The organism is Paenibacillus jiangxiensis, from assembly GCF_046098255.1.
Classification (GTDB): Bacteria; Bacillota; Bacilli; order Paenibacillales; family Paenibacillaceae; genus Paenibacillus; species Paenibacillus jiagnxiensis.
Genome location: NZ_JBJURI010000043.1, coordinates 1 through 15,324, shown reverse-complemented (window position 1 = coordinate 15,324; position 15,324 = coordinate 1). Strand labels below are relative to the sequence as shown.

Here is a 15,324-nt window from a genome sequence, read left to right as displayed (position 1 = left end):
ATAGTCGAAAAATCAACCGCCCGAAAGCCGGGCGGTTTTACATATTTATTATTTCAGTTTAATCCCTTCCCGAACGAGCCGGTAGGCATCCACTTCTCCCAATCTGTGCGTTTTGGACACCGTGCCCGAGCGCTGTCGTATGGGCGAAGCTGTCCGTCTGAGCAGCGTTTTGATCTCCGCCGGTGAAAGGCCGGGCCTTTGTTCGAGCAGAAGCGCGATGGCGCCGCTCACGTGAGAGGTCGCCATGGAGGTGCCGCTCATTTCATGGTACCTGTTGTTGACCCATGCAGAGACGATTTTCTCGCCTGGCGCATAGATATCCACGTGCGGACCGCGGTTGCTGAATGAAGCGATGCGTCCGAGACGGTCCGTGGCCCCGACGGCGATCGTCTGCGGATAACGGGCGGGGTAATCGATGCTTTGCCTTTTGCCGTCATTGCCCGACGAAGCTACGATCACAATCCCGTTGGCATGTGCTTTGTTGACGACATCAAGCAGCGCCTTGCTGCGTGTCTTCATGCCGAAGCTCATGTTGATAATATGGATCCGGTTGCGAACGCACCAATCTATGGCAAGGATGATGTCGGATACGTACGCCGAGCCGTTGTGATCGAAAGCCTTGACGGGACAGATGATTGCGCCTGGGGCCACGCCAACGGCCCCCCGCTCATAGCTGGCAGCCGCTATAGCTCCGGCGATATGGGTGCCGTGTCCGTTATCGTCGTACGGCAGAAGAGCCCGGTTCAGCAGATTGACCCCATGGGCAAGACAATGCCGGAGATCGGAATGACGAAAATCGACACCCGTGTCAATGACGCCAATCCGGATCTGTGAGCCTGTGGAGAGAGGCCATGCTTGATGGGCCTTTATTTTTTTAACCCCCCAGGGGAGGGTGGAGACGGTCTCCGCAGAGAGCGGAGCCGCTCCTCCGTGAACGCGGATGCGTGAATCATTTTCAATGACAACACCGTTCTGATATTTGCCGAGCCGGTCTCTTGAGGCAAGCGGAGCGATCAGGGCCCTGATCAGGTGGGATGGCTGAACGCTCCGCAGACCGGACAGACCTGGCTTCATTTTCTGCAAATACGAAAGACACTCCCTGTATTGAGACGCTTTATTGAACCGGATAATCTGTTTTGGCCGCCCCGAGCGGGCTGGCTCCTGAATAGCCTTGTTTAATAGCTGCAAAAATCCCGGATAGTCCATGAAGAGGCGCTCCCCCCTGTTGAGCCATGCTGAATTATTGTATGAAAGGAGGAGGAGAGCCGCATGAGGAACATGCCCCTTTTTACAATTAATAGGCTTCCTGCGTGTCATTCATTAACTGCGGACATAGGATACTGTGAGAGCTACAAGCTCTTTCGCATCACCTTTGAAGGCCTAGCCTTCAGAGGGGATACAGTCGGAGGCGGGGTAACCCGCCTTTTTTGCGTGCCTCTATCCTGTTCTTTGAAATCCTGCCCCGGTACATGGGCATTTAGCTTGCAATTTAAGCCTAAATAATGTTTACTTAGGTGTGATAATGGATAAGTTAGTCTGCATGGAGCAATCGCAGGCTAGAATGTTCGTGTGAATTACGCATGAGAGGAAGTGTCCTTAAGTGAGTACGCCACTCAACTTGAAGCTTGACCCCGAGAAAGTCCATGAAATACCGATGGTAGACCTGGCATTCATGGTGCTGAAGGCAGCCAATACGCCCTTCTACTATCGTGATTTGATGAATGAAGTTGCCAAGCTGCGGGGCTTGTCTGAAGAAGAAATCAATGAAGTCATTGCTCAGCTATATACCGAGATCAACATTGACGGCCGTTTTGCCTGTGTAGGCACCAATCTGTGGGGCCTCAAGCGCTGGTATCCGGTAGATAAATCGGAAGATGCCCTTACAGGCGGCAAGCGTCCGCGCATCATCAATGATGAGGACGATGAGGAAGAAGATTATCATGAGGAAGAGGAAGAAGCCTACGACGCCGACGACGATTTCGGAGATGTGGATGATCCCGACGCCGACGATGATGATGATCTGTTCGATGGCGATGACGACGATGACACCGATGAAGACGTCGTGCTGGATGACGAGGACCTTGATGAAGAGGAAGACTCGGAAGAAGAGAATGATGAAGAGCCGGCGGAAGAAGAGGATGAGTATTAATACCGGAATAAAAGGGAGACGGGCGGATGCTCCCTTTTTTTCTTTTTTTGGAATTTCCATCTTTCCCGACAAGTCGTTCAAAGTTTCTTGACAGAGGTATGAACAAAAGGTAAACTATTGCTTGGGCTTATGATTGAGTTATATAATATGTGCGTTTTGAGTGCTAAAAGTGCCCCGTTACCACGGGAGTGCTTTTTTGTTTTTTATAGGGGTTTTCCAGCCCGGCTCGGTGCTGTTGACCTTAACATGCAAGCGGTAGGCGGCGGAGTTGGGAAATTGATCCGCTGCTTTCTTTGTGGATGATAATCCGTGCAAACGGGTTACGCTAACATCATATGTCGCCTGAATTTCTGGACTTTATTTAGGAGGGTTTTAAAAAGTGACAAAGTATATTTTCGTGACAGGCGGAGTTGTGTCTTCCCTGGGAAAAGGAATTACGGCTGCTTCGCTCGGCAGGCTGCTTAAGAACAGGGGATTGAAAGTAACGATCCAGAAATTTGATCCATATATCAACGTGGATCCGGGCACCATGAGTCCTTATCAGCACGGTGAAGTATTCGTAACGGATGATGGCGCGGAAACGGACCTGGACCTTGGCCATTATGAACGTTTCATTGATATCAATCTGTCAAAGAACAGCAACGTTACTACAGGTAAAGTGTATTCCAGCGTCATCAGCAAGGAACGCCGCGGCGAGTACCTTGGGGGAACCGTTCAAGTCATTCCGCACATTACCAACGAGATCAAAGAACGCGTATTCCGCGCAGGCCGTGAAGCAGGCTCGGACGTTGTCATTACGGAAATCGGCGGTACGGTAGGCGATATTGAAAGTCTTCCTTTCCTGGAAGCGATCCGTCAGATCAAAAGCGAGGTCGGACGCGAGAACGTGATGTACATCCACGTTACGCTCATTCCTTATATCAAGGCGGCCGGGGAAGTGAAGACAAAGCCGACCCAGCACAGCGTAAAAGAACTGCGCAGCATCGGCATTCAGCCGAACGTGATCGTCTGCCGGACAGAGCATGAATTGTCTGCCGACATGAAGGCGAAGATCGCCCTCTTCTGCGATATTGACCCCAATGCGGTGGTGGAATGCCGCGATGCTTCCACTCTGTATGAAGTTCCGCTCAACCTGCGGGAAGAGGGGTTGGATGAAATTGTTGTCAACCATCTGAAGCTGACCACCCCTCCTGCGGATATGTCGGAATGGGAAGCGCTCGTAGACCGGATCAGCAGGCTGGAGACGACCGTTGAGATTGCCATTGTCGGCAAATATGTCGCTTTGCATGATGCCTATCTCAGCGTGGTGGAGTCCCTTTCTCACGCAGGATTTGCCGCCAATGCGGACGTGAAGATCCGCTGGGTCAATGCAGAAGAGCTTACGGATGAGAATGTGGAGAGCATTCTTGGCGGTGTAGGCGGCATTCTGGTGCCAGGCGGTTTCGGAGACCGGGGAATCGAGGGCAAAATCAGCGCGATTCGCTACGCCCGTGAGCGGAAAATTCCGTTCTTCGGCATTTGCCTTGGCATGCAGGTTTCCGTCATTGAAGTGGCCCGCGCGCTGGCGGGATTGGACGGAGCCAACAGCTCTGAAATTAACCCGGCGACTGAATACCCGGTAATCGACCTGCTGCCTGAACAGAAGGATATCGAAGATTTGGGCGGAACGATGCGGCTCGGATTATATCCGTGCAAGCTGGTTGAGGGCTCCCTCGCCATGTCTTGTTATAATGATGAGCTTGTGTATGAAAGACACCGTCACCGGTATGAATTTAATAACGAGTACCGTGAAGTGATCGAGGGAGCCGGCCTGAAAATTTCCGGCACCTCTCCGGACGGACGTCTGGTGGAGATTGTGGAGTATCCGGATCACCCTTGGTTCCTGGCCGTACAGTTCCATCCGGAGTTTACGTCCCGTCCGAACCGTCCGCAGCCGCTGTTCCGTGAATTTGTCAAAGCATCCTTGCTGAATAAAGCTTAAGCAACAAAGGTCTCCCCCGGGAGGCCTTTTCTTTTCCACATTTTTGAACAGGGGAAGGATTTCACCCGTTAAGCGCGAATACCTTTTGAGTGATCAGTTATATCAATGGCTTACAGCTCCGGACTTTGCTTAGGACAGCCATTGTTGCTTTTCAAGACCCGGGAGGTTAAAAAAGTGGAGATGAAAAAGGTTCTGATAGTCGATGACCAAAACGGTATCCGCATTTTGTTGATGGAAGTGTTCAGCAGTGAGGGGTATGAGACCTTTCAAGCGGCCAACGGAAAAATCGCTCTGGAAATCGTTGAACGCGAGACACCGGACCTTGTGCTGCTGGATATGAAGATTCCAGGCATGGACGGGCTGGAAATCTTAAAGCACATCAAAAGCGGAAATCCTGAGATCAAAGTAATTATGATGACAGCTTACGGTGAACTCGATATGATCAAGGAAGCGACTGAACTGGGCGCTCTGATGCATTTCACCAAGCCGTTTGATATCGATGAAATGCGCATCGCGGTGAACGGACAGCTGAAGGATGGACAGGAAGAGCCTAACCGGTTCAGGTAAGAGCCCTGTATTTGTACAGGGTTTTTTGTTTTTTTGTATTTTTTGTTAAACTGCTAGTATAAATTGAAGAGTGTATTCCGAGGCTGGTAGTTAAAGGACGGAAAAAGACCTTCTTAACCCGTTTATAAAAGATGCAATATATAGATGAAATATAGCATCATGGGTCTATATCTGGTGGTTAGGCTGCTATACACGCGAGGGGCTGTTTTTTGTAGGACAAAACGGGTGATTACGGGCTTTCCGGCCCCTTTATGCGCCTGTAAAAGCTTGTTTAGTATTTGACATGGGATGTGGTATAATAGGCCCTGTGTGAATGTCGGCTAAAAACCATAGACAAACCCAATACCCCTTAGGAGGATGAAACCATGCCATTAGTATCCATGACAGACATGCTGAACAAAGCCCTTGAAGGGAAATATGCTGTAGGTCAATACAACATCAACAACCTGGAGTGGACCCAAGCTATTCTCGCTGCTGCCGAAGAAGAGAAATCCCCGGTAATTCTCGGTGTATCCGAGGGTGCCGCACGCCATATGGGCGGCTTTTATACTGTTGTAAAAATGGTAGAAGGCCTCCTGCACGACATGAAAATCACGGTTCCGGTTGCCATTCATCTTGACCATGGCTCCAGCTTCGAGAAATGTAAAGAAGCGATCGACGCCGGATTTACATCCGTTATGATCGACGATTCCCACAGCCCGATCGACACCAATATTGCGACAACCAAGAAGGTTGTTGAATACGCTCATGCCAAAGGTGTTTCCGTTGAAGCCGAAGTCGGCATGGTCGGCGGCCAGGAAGACGACGTTGTCGGTGACGTAATGTATGCCAAACTGGACGACTGCGTACGCATCGTAAATGAAACAGGCATCGATACGCTGGCTCCTGCGCTGGGCTCCGTTCACGGACCGTACAAAGGCGAGCCAAACCTTGGCTTCAAGGAAATGGAAGAAATCTGCAATGCGGTTAAAGTTCCACTGGTTCTGCATGGCGGTACTGGAATTCCTACTCATGACATCAAAAAAGCCATCTCTCTCGGAACTTCTAAAATCAACGTTAACACCGAGAACCAAATTGAGTTCACCAAGGCTGTCCGCGAAGTTCTGGCTGCCAAGCCTGATGCTTATGACCCACGCAAATACATTGTGCCAGGCCGTGACGCAATCAAACAAACAGTTATTGGAAAAATCCGCGAGTTCGGCTCCAACAACAAGGCGTAAGACAAGGTTATTTTACAGGATGCGGTTGTTATCCTGCAGTTACTGAAACACTCGATTTTACATCGGACAGACCCTTCGGGGGCTGTCCGATATCATACGGATATGGAAGTGCACCGCTTAGCCGGTGTTTTTCCATTTCAGTTACCAATTGACTTCCATGAGAACATGTTTTCAGCTGTGGAGTGAAGTAGGGGGACCCTAAAGCTTATGGAAAAATTGATGATTAGCGGTGGACGTCCACTGCAGGGCATGGTTTCCATCAGCGGAGCCAAGAACAGTGCAATCGCTTTGATTCCTGCCGCTATTCTGGCGGAATCGGAAGTGATACTGGATAATTTGCCTCTTCTTAGCGATGTTGCGGTGTATGCCGAAATTTTGGAGGAGCTTGGGGCAAAGGTTGTCTGGGAAGGCAGCCAAATGCGCATTGATCCTTCAGCCATCAAATCCATTCCGATGCCTAACGGCCCTGTCAAGAAGCTTCGCGCTTCCTATTATATGATGGGGGCAATGCTCGGAAGGTTTAAGGAAGCGGTGGTCGGACTCCCTGGAGGATGCAATTTTGAGCCCCGGCCTATTGACCAGCATATCAAAGGCTTTGAGGCGCTTGGAGCGACCGTGACCAACGAGCATGGCTCCATTCATTTGCACGCAAAAGAGCTGCGCGGCACGAAAATCTATCTGGATGTCAGCAGTGTCGGAGCGACCATTAATATCATGCTGGCGGCCGCCCGGGCCAAAGGCGCTACAATTATCGAAAATGCGGCCAAAGAGCCTGAGATTATAGATGTAGCCACATTACTAAATTCAATGGGCGCCGTCATCAAGGGGGCCGGAACCGAAACGATCCGGATCGAGGGCGTTTCGGAGCTTCACGGCTGCCGCCACTCCATCATTCCGGATCGAATTCAGGCCGGCACCTATATGATAGCCGCAGCTGCCACGCGCGGGGATGTACTGATCGATAACGTTATTCCCAAGCACCTGGAGGCCATTACTGCCAAAATGCAGGAAATGGGTGTCGTCATTGAGGAATTTGATGAGAGCATCCGGGTCAAGGGAGCGCCTTCCTATGAGCATGTTGACGTCAAGGCGCTGGTCTATCCGGGTTTTGCCACAGACCTTCAGTCACCGATGACCAGTCTGCTTACGCAAGCCCGCGGTGTGAGCGTGCTGAGCGACTTTGTATACAGCAACCGCTTTAAGCATGTACCGGAATTGATCCGCATGGGTGCTAAGATTCGTGTGGAAGGACGCTCGGCCATCATCGAAGGCGGCCCTCTGAACGCCGCCAAGGTTAAAGCCGCCGATCTGCGCGCAGGCGCGGCGCTGGTCATTGCCGGGCTTACAGTGGAGGATGGAGTTACCGAAGTAACCGGCGTTGAATATATTGATCGCGGTTATGATCATCTCGTATCCAACTTACGGATGCTGGGAGCGGATGTATGGCGTCAGAATGAGTGATACTCCTTCAGGTGATGTTGGGTTTTAACACGGCAACAGCCGGCGCAAGGAAGCAAAATGCCTTGCGTCTCTCGCTTTTGCTGCATAATTTATACCTTTTTGGGTAAAAATAAATGAATGAAGATTTTGTCCTTTATCTTAACGGACTTATTAATTGAATAGGTGGTTATTACATGGATCTGCAAATTTCCGATCTGGAAGAAAAAAAGCTGACGGATTTATACAAGCTTGCCAAGCAGTATCAAATCCCGTATTACGGTCAGTTGAAGAAAAAAGAGTTGATTTTTGCCATCCTGAGGGCGCAGGCGGAACAGAGCGGCCTGATGTTCATGCAGGGTGTGCTGGAGATTCTGCCCGAGGGCTATGGCTTCCTGAGGCCGATTAACTATCTCCCGAGTGCCGAGGATATCTATATATCGGCTTCTCAGATTCGAAAGTTTGATCTTCGAACGGGCGACTTGGTATCCGGCAAATGCCGTGCTCCGAAAGAGAATGAACGTTACTTCGGGCTGCTCCAGGTGAACGCAGTCAATGGTGAAAGTCCAGAGCATGCGGCGGAACGGCTGCACTTTCCGGCCCTGACTCCACTTTATCCGCAAACCAAGCTGGTTCTCGAAACCTCCCCCAACAATTTGTCTACGCGAATTATGGATATACTTGCCCCTGTTGGATTAGGACAGCGCGGATTGATCGTAGCCCCTCCAAAAGCTGGGAAAACGTTACTCCTCAAAGAAATTGCCAACAGCATCTCAACCAACAATCCCGAGATCGAATTGTTTGTTCTTTTGATCGATGAACGCCCTGAAGAAGTAACCGATATGTCGCGTTCGGTGAAAGGGGAGGTTGTGGCTTCGACGTTTGACGAGCTGCCCGAGAATCACATCAAGGTGGCTGAACTGGTGCTGGAGCGCGCGCTCCGTCTGGTGGAGGCTAAGAAGGACGTTGTCATTTTGCTGGACAGCATTACACGGCTTGCACGCGCCTACAACCTGGTTATCCCTCCTTCCGGCCGCACGCTGAGCGGCGGTATCGATCCGGCGGCATTTCACCGTCCGAAGCGGTTTTTTGGCTCTGCCCGGAACGTGGAAGAGGGCGGCAGTCTGACTATTCTGGCTACCGCGCTGATTGATACGGGCTCGCGTATGGATGACATTATTTATGAAGAATTTAAGGGTACGGGCAATATGGAGCTGCATCTTGACCGGAAGCTGGCTGAGCGCCGCATATTCCCTGCCATTGATATCAGACGTTCGGGAACACGCCGTGAAGAAGTTCTGCTTAATAAAGATGAGCTGGACACCATCTGGGCCATCCGTAGAAATATGACGGAAAGCCATGAATTTGTGGAAAACTTCCTGAAAAAGCTGCGCAACACCAAAACCAATGCCGAGTTTTTGGCTTCCTTTGACATTTCGGCTCCGGCTGGAGGATCCGGCAGTGGCGGCGGTCAGCGCAGAACGCCAAGATCAGCGGCAGCTACGGTCCCTGCTACTACGAACGGGTAAATATATGAATAGATCTCAAAAGCTGCAACGCTTGAAGGAACGAAAGGAGTTCCGATATGTATTTGGTATACGCTGATGAAAAAGGCAACGTCTTTGATCATCCTTCGCTGTACGGTCTTGCCCGCAGCGCCGATATGATCGTCGAAATTATGGAGGATGAGCTGGTACCCCTTCCTGATGGGGCTACTCTGGTCGGGCTGCCGCACACCCGGCCGGTCGGCATGAACCCGGATACGGGGGAAATGGTGCCTCTGCCCGGAAACGTGCAGGCCGTGGGTGCCTTGTTGCCCCAGGGGTATACTCGACTCTGTCTGCCGGGTTATGTGAAGACGGACAAGGAATACCGCCTTCCGTTATTCGGATATTCGGCTGTCGTATGGAAAGACGGTTCTTTTTACGTCACAGCGGAACAAAGCGATCAACCGGACAAATGGAATCCGGACAACTGTGACCGCAGCCAGGTGCGGCTAGGCGTACAACGGCTGACGGAGCAGTATCCGGACAACCGCTTATATCAGCATTTGTCCAATTGTGCGCTCGGTTATGAATGCCTGACCTCGTCAAATACGTTTTTGAACCGCTGGGAAGGCGGCGTGCCAGTATCTTATTCCTGTAATGCGGGATGCTTCGGATGTATCTCCGAGCAGCCGGATGACAGCGGGTTCGTATCCCCGCAGACCCGAATGAACTTCCGGCCGCGGGTGGAGGAAATTGTAGAGATTATGCTGGAGCACCTGAAAACCCCTGAATCCATCATCAGTTTTGGACAAGGGTGTGAGGGCGAGCCGTCCACGCAGGCCAAGCTGATTATCGAAGCGATCCGGGAAGTCCGCAAAACAACGGACATGGGATACATCAATATCAATACAAATGCCGGGTTAACGGATCATATCCGGGGAATTGTAGATGCAGGGCTTGATCTGATGCGAGTCAGCACAATCAGCGCGCTGGATGATCATTATAATGCGTATTACAAGCCGCGGGCCTATACTCTGGCCAATGTGGAGAAATCGATGAAGTATGCGGCCGAGCAAGGGGTCTATACCTCGATCAATTATCTTATCTTTCCGGGTGTAACCGACCGGGAGGAAGAAATTGAGGCGATGATTGAATTTGCCAAGCGCACCAAGCTGAAGCTTATTCAAATGCGCAATCTTAACATCGATCCGGAAGCGTATCTGGAGCTTATCCCTCGAGCCCAGGGTGAGATCTTGGGCATGAAGCAGATGCTGGAGATTTACCGGCAGGAGCTTCCTGATGTTGTGATCGGATCGTATACCCATGTCCCGCCATCAGGGCAGGCACGGCCGAAGTCACCGGTTATGACGCGTTGAAATATTATGTGAAAGCCATTGCGGACAGTTGTAATGGATGATATAATATAATCATATGTCCATATATCTCTGGGCTGATAAGATGCTCAGGGCGGAAAGAGGTGAAACTCATGCAAGAAGCTATTCAACCGAAATATCACGTTACTACTGTAACATGCGCTTGTGGTAATACGTTTGAAACAGGCTCCGTCAAAGAAGACCTGCGCGTGGAGATTTGCTCCAATTGCCATCCGTTCTTCACAGGCAAACAAAAATTTGTTGATGCCGGCGGACGTGTTGATAGATTTAAGAAAAAATACGGAATGTAATCCGGTAGGCCGTTTCGCGGCATGAACCGTATCAGACAGACCTTTGCCTTGTGCGGAGGTCTTTTTTGTTGCCGGAAAAGGGACCATTTTATCCCGGTTGATTTTTGTACATGCATAGGATATACTTATTTTCACCGTGCTAGACGGGGAGGCAGCGGTGCCCTGTAACTCGCAATCCGCTATAGCGAGGTTGAATTCCTGTTAGCGGTATTGTCGATGTGAGGCTGGTCCCTGAGCACAATGTTGACGGTTGGGTCCTCCGCAATGAGTACTTGTGAACCTGGTCAGGTCCGGAAGGAAGCAGCCATAAGCAAGCCCGCTCATGTGCCGGAGGGTGGCCTAGCCCGAGTTGCTGCGCAGGTTTGCCGCTCGGATCGCAATTATCAATAACAGGTGCACGGCTTAATATGAATATTCAAATCCATTGATGGTTGCAGCACACAGCATCTTTTGCCACAGGCAAAGGATGTTTTTTTGTACATAAAAACCGGGACAGGTTAAAGTTTAGATTCGTACGGGAATATAGTATAATGTAGTAACGACGAAGGTCACGAAAGTGATGTTGAAAGAGGGTAACGCGAATTGGAACATATAGCGTTGTACCGTGCTTGGCGGCCTCAGTCGTTTCAGGACATGGTAGGACAGCAGCATATTATCCAGACCTTGCAGAATGCCATTCGGGAGGGACGTACGTCCCATGCTTATTTGTTCAGCGGTCCCCGGGGCACCGGCAAGACGAGTGCGGCCAAAATTTTGGCCAAGGCTGTGAACTGCGAGCGTGGTCCGGCCACCGAGCCCTGCAATGAGTGCGAATCCTGTAAGCGGATAACAGCCGGGGCGGTTATGGATGTGCAGGAGATTGATGCGGCCTCCAACCGTGGTGTTGAAGAAATCCGTGATTTGCGGGATAAAGTGAAATATGCGCCGACGGAAGTCCGGCAAAAAGTGTATATCATTGATGAAGTGCATATGCTGACGACGGAAGCGTTCAACGCTCTTCTTAAGACGCTCGAAGAACCGCCTCCGCACGTCATGTTTATTTTAGCAACCACTGAGCCTCACCGGCTCCCTGCCACTATTATTTCCCGATGCCAGCGTTTTGATTTCCGGCGTGTGTCGCTGGAGGAACAGACGGATCGACTGGAATTGATCTGCAGACAGGAGAATATCGAAGCGGATCGCGATGCGCTGCAGTATATTGCGCGTTTGTCCGACGGCGGTATGCGTGATGCGCTGAGTGTGCTGGATCAGATTTCATCCTTTACAGACGGACGGGTGACATACCGGCAGGTCATCGATATGACCGGTGGTATTCCTTCCGAGCAGTTCAGCAAGCTTGCCCAAGCGGTTCAGCAGGAGGATGTTGCCACGGTTCTGCAGATGATTGAAGGCTTCATGCAGGAAGGCAAGAGCGCCGATAAATGCATGGAGAATCTGTTGTATTATTTTCGCGATCTCCTCATGATCAAAATGGTGCCGCAGGCGGATAAGCTGACGGAAAGAGTGCTTGATCCCTCACAGTTTCAGGACGTGGCTGCCATATTCACGAAAGAGCAGCTTTTCCAGATGATTGATACGCTGAATCGCTATCAAAGTGAAATGAAATATGCCGTCCAGCCTCAGACGCTTTTTGAGGTAGCTTTGCTGAAGCTTTGCAGCATCCGGCAGACCCCATCCCGCCAAGAGGGGCAAGCCTCCGGGACTGACAGTGCGGAGATAGCGGCTCTTAAGAGACAGCTCTCGGAGATGGAAAAGAAACTGGAGCGCGCATTGCAAGGGGGGCTTTCCGGGGGAGCTGGACAAGAGGGCCCAGGGAATCGGCCTGCGGCTTCAAGGGCGGCGGCTCCGCGGATTTCCGCACCGGCCAAGCTGCCTTCCCAGCTCAAGGAGTTTGTAGCCGCAAAGTCCAGTCCGGATTTTTTGGAGGCTGCCCGCAAATGGAGCCAGATTTTGCAGCGGGTCAAAGAAGAGAAGGTTACCGTGCATGCCTGGTTTATGGATGGCGAGCCTGTATCGCTGTATGAGGATGCCGTATTGGTGGCCTTCAAAAATAACATTCACCGGGAGACGACCGAGAAGCCGGCCAACAGGCAAGTGATTGAAAGAGTGCTTCACGAACAGCTTGGCAAGCCGTTTCGTCTCGTCACGATGATGCAGCGCGATTGGTCGGAGGCTATTGAAGGAACTAATACCCGGCAGGAAGAAGAGTTTAAGCTGGAGCACGAGGGTGAAGAGCCGGGAAAGTCCAAGGAGCCATGGATTGATGAGGCGATTGAGCTCTTTGGTGAAGACCTCATCGTAATCAAGGAATGAGCTGTTTAAATTTTGTTTGAGGAGATGATGATTAATGAATAACATGAACCAAATGATGAAGCAGGTTAAGAAGATGCAGGAGCAGATGCTTAAGGCTCAGGAGCAGCTCGGGGAGAAGACGGTTGAAGGCACTTCAGGAGGCGGGGTAGTTACTGTACAGGCTAATGGACACAAGAAAATTCTGTCTATCGCCATCAAACCCGAGGCTGTTGACCCTGATGATGTTGAAATGCTGCAGGACCTTGTGCTGACTGCCGTTAATGATGCGCTTACCAAAGCTGACGAACTTGCCAATAATGATATGAGTAAATTTACGGGCGGAATGAAAATTCCGGGCCTGTTCTAATCTATAAGAACGAAGGAGCAACAGACTTTGTACTATCCGGAGCCGATTGCGAAGCTGATCGATGCATTTACCCGCCTGCCGGGGGTTGGTCCGAAAACCGCCGCCCGACTCGCCTTTCACGTGCTGAATATGCAAGAAGATGACGTGATCGATTTTGCCAAGGCCTTGGTGAGTGTCAAACGGAATCTCCATTACTGCTCGGTCTGCTGCAATATTACGGATACGGATCCATGCCGAATTTGCCAGGATAAAACACGGGACTCGTCAATCATATGCGTCGTTCAGGATTCCAAGGACCTTGTCGCCATGGAGAGAACGAAGGAGTATGACGGGTATTACCATGTCCTGCAGGGCGCTATCTCGCCCATGGAGGGTGTGGGGCCTGAAGATATCCGGCTTAAGGAGCTGCTTACCCGTTTGAGTGATGAGCGGGTAAAAGAGTTGATTTTAGCGACCAACCCGAATATTGAGGGGGAAGCTACAGCCATGTATATTTCGCGGCTGGTCAAGCCTTTTGATATTACCGTTACCCGTATTGCGCACGGGCTTCCAGTAGGTGGGGATTTGGAGTACGCCGACGAAGTAACCTTATCCAAGGCGCTTGAAGGAAGACGCCAACTGAATTAGAGAGAAGGTCAATCGGATCATTTTCCGGTTGGCCTTTTTTTGTCGCCCCCAAATCATTTCGGTCCGGGCCCGGATAGAGGTTCTAAGTTTGTCCATTTCCCGAATAAGTATGTAGAGACGGCAGGAACTGATGCCGAGCAACATCGGTAGGGAGTGAGCAAAGTGTGGACCTGGAACAGAAGAAAACAAGACGAGCCGGATAATGCTGAGCATCAAACAGAGCTGTTTGCTGATGTGTGTGCTGCCCATACGGACTGGATAAGAGCGCAGCGCATGTTTCAAGAGGCTGTGGGAGTAGATCAGATTGATTACGCTATTTTTGTGCTCGAAGCGGCGGAACGGAACTACCAGATCCAATTAAAAAAGGCCAAACAGAGCGGGCTTCACCGTCTCCGGCTCCCTGCCGATGAAGCGGGGGCAATAGAAAGTCTCATGTGGAACAGAGGGAGGAAGGCCGAATGAAAATGGTGGCGTGGGCAGTTATGTTCATTTCTGTAGTGTTGCTGTTTTATCTGCTGGTTATGAAAAAAGCGAGGGCTGGCTGGTTGGTGACGTTTGGTGCACATTTGGCAATAGCTGCAATGGGTATTTATGTCGTCAATTATTCCGGTTGGATCACCCAAGTGCATATTCCACTCAATCCGGTAACAATAGGGGCAGTAGCCGTTTTGGGTTTGCCGGGGGTAGGGCTGCTGTATGCTTTAAAACTGTTTTTATACACCTGATCGGGCGGATGCCAACAAGCTCCGGGGCCGAAGTTGACGGACCAAGTGAAACTGTGATACATTAATGACTGCTGTTTTGAGCATGAAGTGTTTTAACAGCTGCAAAGAGAAAATTTCTTTCAAAAAAGTTGTTGACTCATTTCGATGTTGTGTGTTATATTATTAAAGTCGCCGCTGAGATGCAGTGGTGATGAAAATTAAGTGTTTGATCTTTGAAAACTGAACAACGAGTGAGTAGGTTTTACATCGTAAAACCGATCCGCAATGTCATTTGGTTCGTGTCTATGACAGAATGAATGACGGAGCGAACATTGAGATATGATATCTTGTCAGATTCAAATGAGCTTAATCGCTCTTTCGATAGTGCTCACCGAATTTGATTCACTCAGTCGAGTGGGACCCAAATCCGGTGAGGTCGATGTTACTTCGTAACATCTTTATTGGAGAGTTTGATCCTGGCTCAGGACGAACGCTGGCGGCGTGCCTAATACATGCAAGTCGAGCGGACTTGATGAGGAGCTTGCTCCTCTGAGAGTTAGCGGCGGACGGGTGAGTAACACGTAGGCAACCTGCCCTGAAGACTGGGATAACTACCGGAAACGGTAGCTAATACCGGATAATTCGTTTTCCTGCATGGGGAAACGATGAAAGACGGAGCAATCTGTCACTTGAGGATGGGCCTGCGGCGCATTAGCTAGTTGGTGGGGTAACGGCCTACCAAGGCGACGATGCGTAGCCGACCTGAGAGGGTGATCGGCCACACTGGGACTGAGACACGGCCCAGACTC

14 protein-coding genes, 1 rRNA gene and 1 other RNA gene are annotated in these 15,324 nt (G+C 50.6%); 15 read left to right on the top strand and 1 reads right to left on the bottom strand.

The features are described 5' to 3' along the window. Window positions 1–48: 48 nt before the first annotated feature. Window positions 49–1,206 carry a S8 family peptidase gene (locus ACI1P2_RS28585; protein WP_355326476.1) on the bottom strand — a complete coding sequence of 386 codons (1,158 nt, stop codon included), beginning with the start codon at window positions 1,204–1,206 and terminating at the stop codon, window positions 49–51. 394 nt (window positions 1,207–1,600) lie between these two features. On the opposite strand from ACI1P2_RS28585, the gene rpoE reads away from it, so the two are divergent. From rpoE to ACI1P2_RS28510, 15 genes are all read left to right on the top strand, one after another. Beyond that, complete coding sequence (gene rpoE / locus ACI1P2_RS28580) at window positions 1,601–2,149, top strand: DNA-directed RNA polymerase subunit delta (protein WP_355326473.1); 549 nt, start codon at window positions 1,601–1,603, stop codon at window positions 2,147–2,149. Between the two features lie 379 nt (window positions 2,150–2,528). Then, window positions 2,529–4,130, top strand: coding sequence for a CTP synthase (locus ACI1P2_RS28575; protein ID WP_355326470.1), 1,602 nt, complete (start codon window positions 2,529–2,531; stop codon window positions 4,128–4,130). Between the two features lie 174 nt (window positions 4,131–4,304). After that, the gene (locus ACI1P2_RS28570) at window positions 4,305–4,697 is read left to right on the top strand and encodes a response regulator (RefSeq protein WP_355326467.1); all 393 of its coding nucleotides are present in this window, start codon (window positions 4,305–4,307) and stop codon (window positions 4,695–4,697) included. A gap of 365 nt (window positions 4,698–5,062) precedes the next feature. Further along, on the top strand, window positions 5,063–5,917 hold the full coding sequence (gene fba / locus ACI1P2_RS28565) for a class II fructose-1,6-bisphosphate aldolase (protein WP_355326464.1): 855 nt from the start codon (window positions 5,063–5,065) through the stop codon (window positions 5,915–5,917). A 207-nt stretch (window positions 5,918–6,124) separates the two neighbouring features. Continuing rightward, the gene (locus ACI1P2_RS28560) at window positions 6,125–7,378 is read left to right on the top strand and encodes a UDP-N-acetylglucosamine 1-carboxyvinyltransferase (RefSeq protein ID WP_355326461.1); all 1,254 of its coding nucleotides are present in this window, start codon (window positions 6,125–6,127) and stop codon (window positions 7,376–7,378) included. Window positions 7,379–7,551: 173 nt separating this feature from the next. Next, window positions 7,552–8,883, top strand: a complete 1,332-nt coding sequence (gene rho / locus ACI1P2_RS28555) for a transcription termination factor Rho (protein ID WP_355326458.1) — start codon at window positions 7,552–7,554, stop codon at window positions 8,881–8,883. 56 nt (window positions 8,884–8,939) lie between these two features. Further along, window positions 8,940–10,217 (top strand): radical SAM protein, encoded by a 1,278-nt coding sequence (locus ACI1P2_RS28550; RefSeq protein WP_355326455.1) that lies wholly within the window; start codon window positions 8,940–8,942, stop codon window positions 10,215–10,217. A 110-nt stretch (window positions 10,218–10,327) separates the two neighbouring features. After that, on the top strand, window positions 10,328–10,525 hold the full coding sequence (gene rpmE, locus ACI1P2_RS28545) for a 50S ribosomal protein L31 (protein WP_355326452.1): 198 nt from the start codon (window positions 10,328–10,330) through the stop codon (window positions 10,523–10,525). A gap of 134 nt (window positions 10,526–10,659) precedes the next feature. Beyond that, an RNA gene (gene ffs, locus ACI1P2_RS28540) (signal recognition particle sRNA large type) lies at window positions 10,660–10,926 on the top strand. A gap of 181 nt (window positions 10,927–11,107) precedes the next feature. Further along, window positions 11,108–12,838 carry a DNA polymerase III subunit gamma/tau gene (dnaX, locus tag ACI1P2_RS28535; RefSeq protein ID WP_355326449.1) on the top strand — a complete coding sequence of 577 codons (1,731 nt, stop codon included), beginning with the start codon at window positions 11,108–11,110 and terminating at the stop codon, window positions 12,836–12,838. Window positions 12,839–12,872: 34 nt separating this feature from the next. Further along, a complete protein-coding gene (locus ACI1P2_RS28530) occupies window positions 12,873–13,184 on the top strand; it encodes a YbaB/EbfC family nucleoid-associated protein (protein WP_355326446.1) in 312 nt (103 codons plus the stop codon). A 27-nt stretch (window positions 13,185–13,211) separates the two neighbouring features. Next, window positions 13,212–13,811 carry a recombination mediator RecR gene (gene recR / locus ACI1P2_RS28525; protein ID WP_355326443.1) on the top strand — a complete coding sequence of 200 codons (600 nt, stop codon included), beginning with the start codon at window positions 13,212–13,214 and terminating at the stop codon, window positions 13,809–13,811. Window positions 13,812–13,964: 153 nt separating this feature from the next. Beyond that, the gene (locus tag ACI1P2_RS28520; protein WP_408976370.1) at window positions 13,965–14,273 is read left to right on the top strand and encodes a DUF2508 domain-containing protein; all 309 of its coding nucleotides are present in this window, start codon (window positions 13,965–13,967) and stop codon (window positions 14,271–14,273) included. After that, window positions 14,270–14,536, top strand: a complete 267-nt coding sequence (locus tag ACI1P2_RS28515) for a pro-sigmaK processing inhibitor BofA family protein (protein ID WP_355326440.1) — start codon at window positions 14,270–14,272, stop codon at window positions 14,534–14,536. The genes ACI1P2_RS28520 and ACI1P2_RS28515 overlap by 4 nt, the downstream gene beginning before the upstream one ends. A 437-nt stretch (window positions 14,537–14,973) precedes the next feature. Beyond that, a 16S ribosomal RNA gene (locus tag ACI1P2_RS28510) occupies window positions 14,974–15,324 on the top strand; the annotation flags it as partial.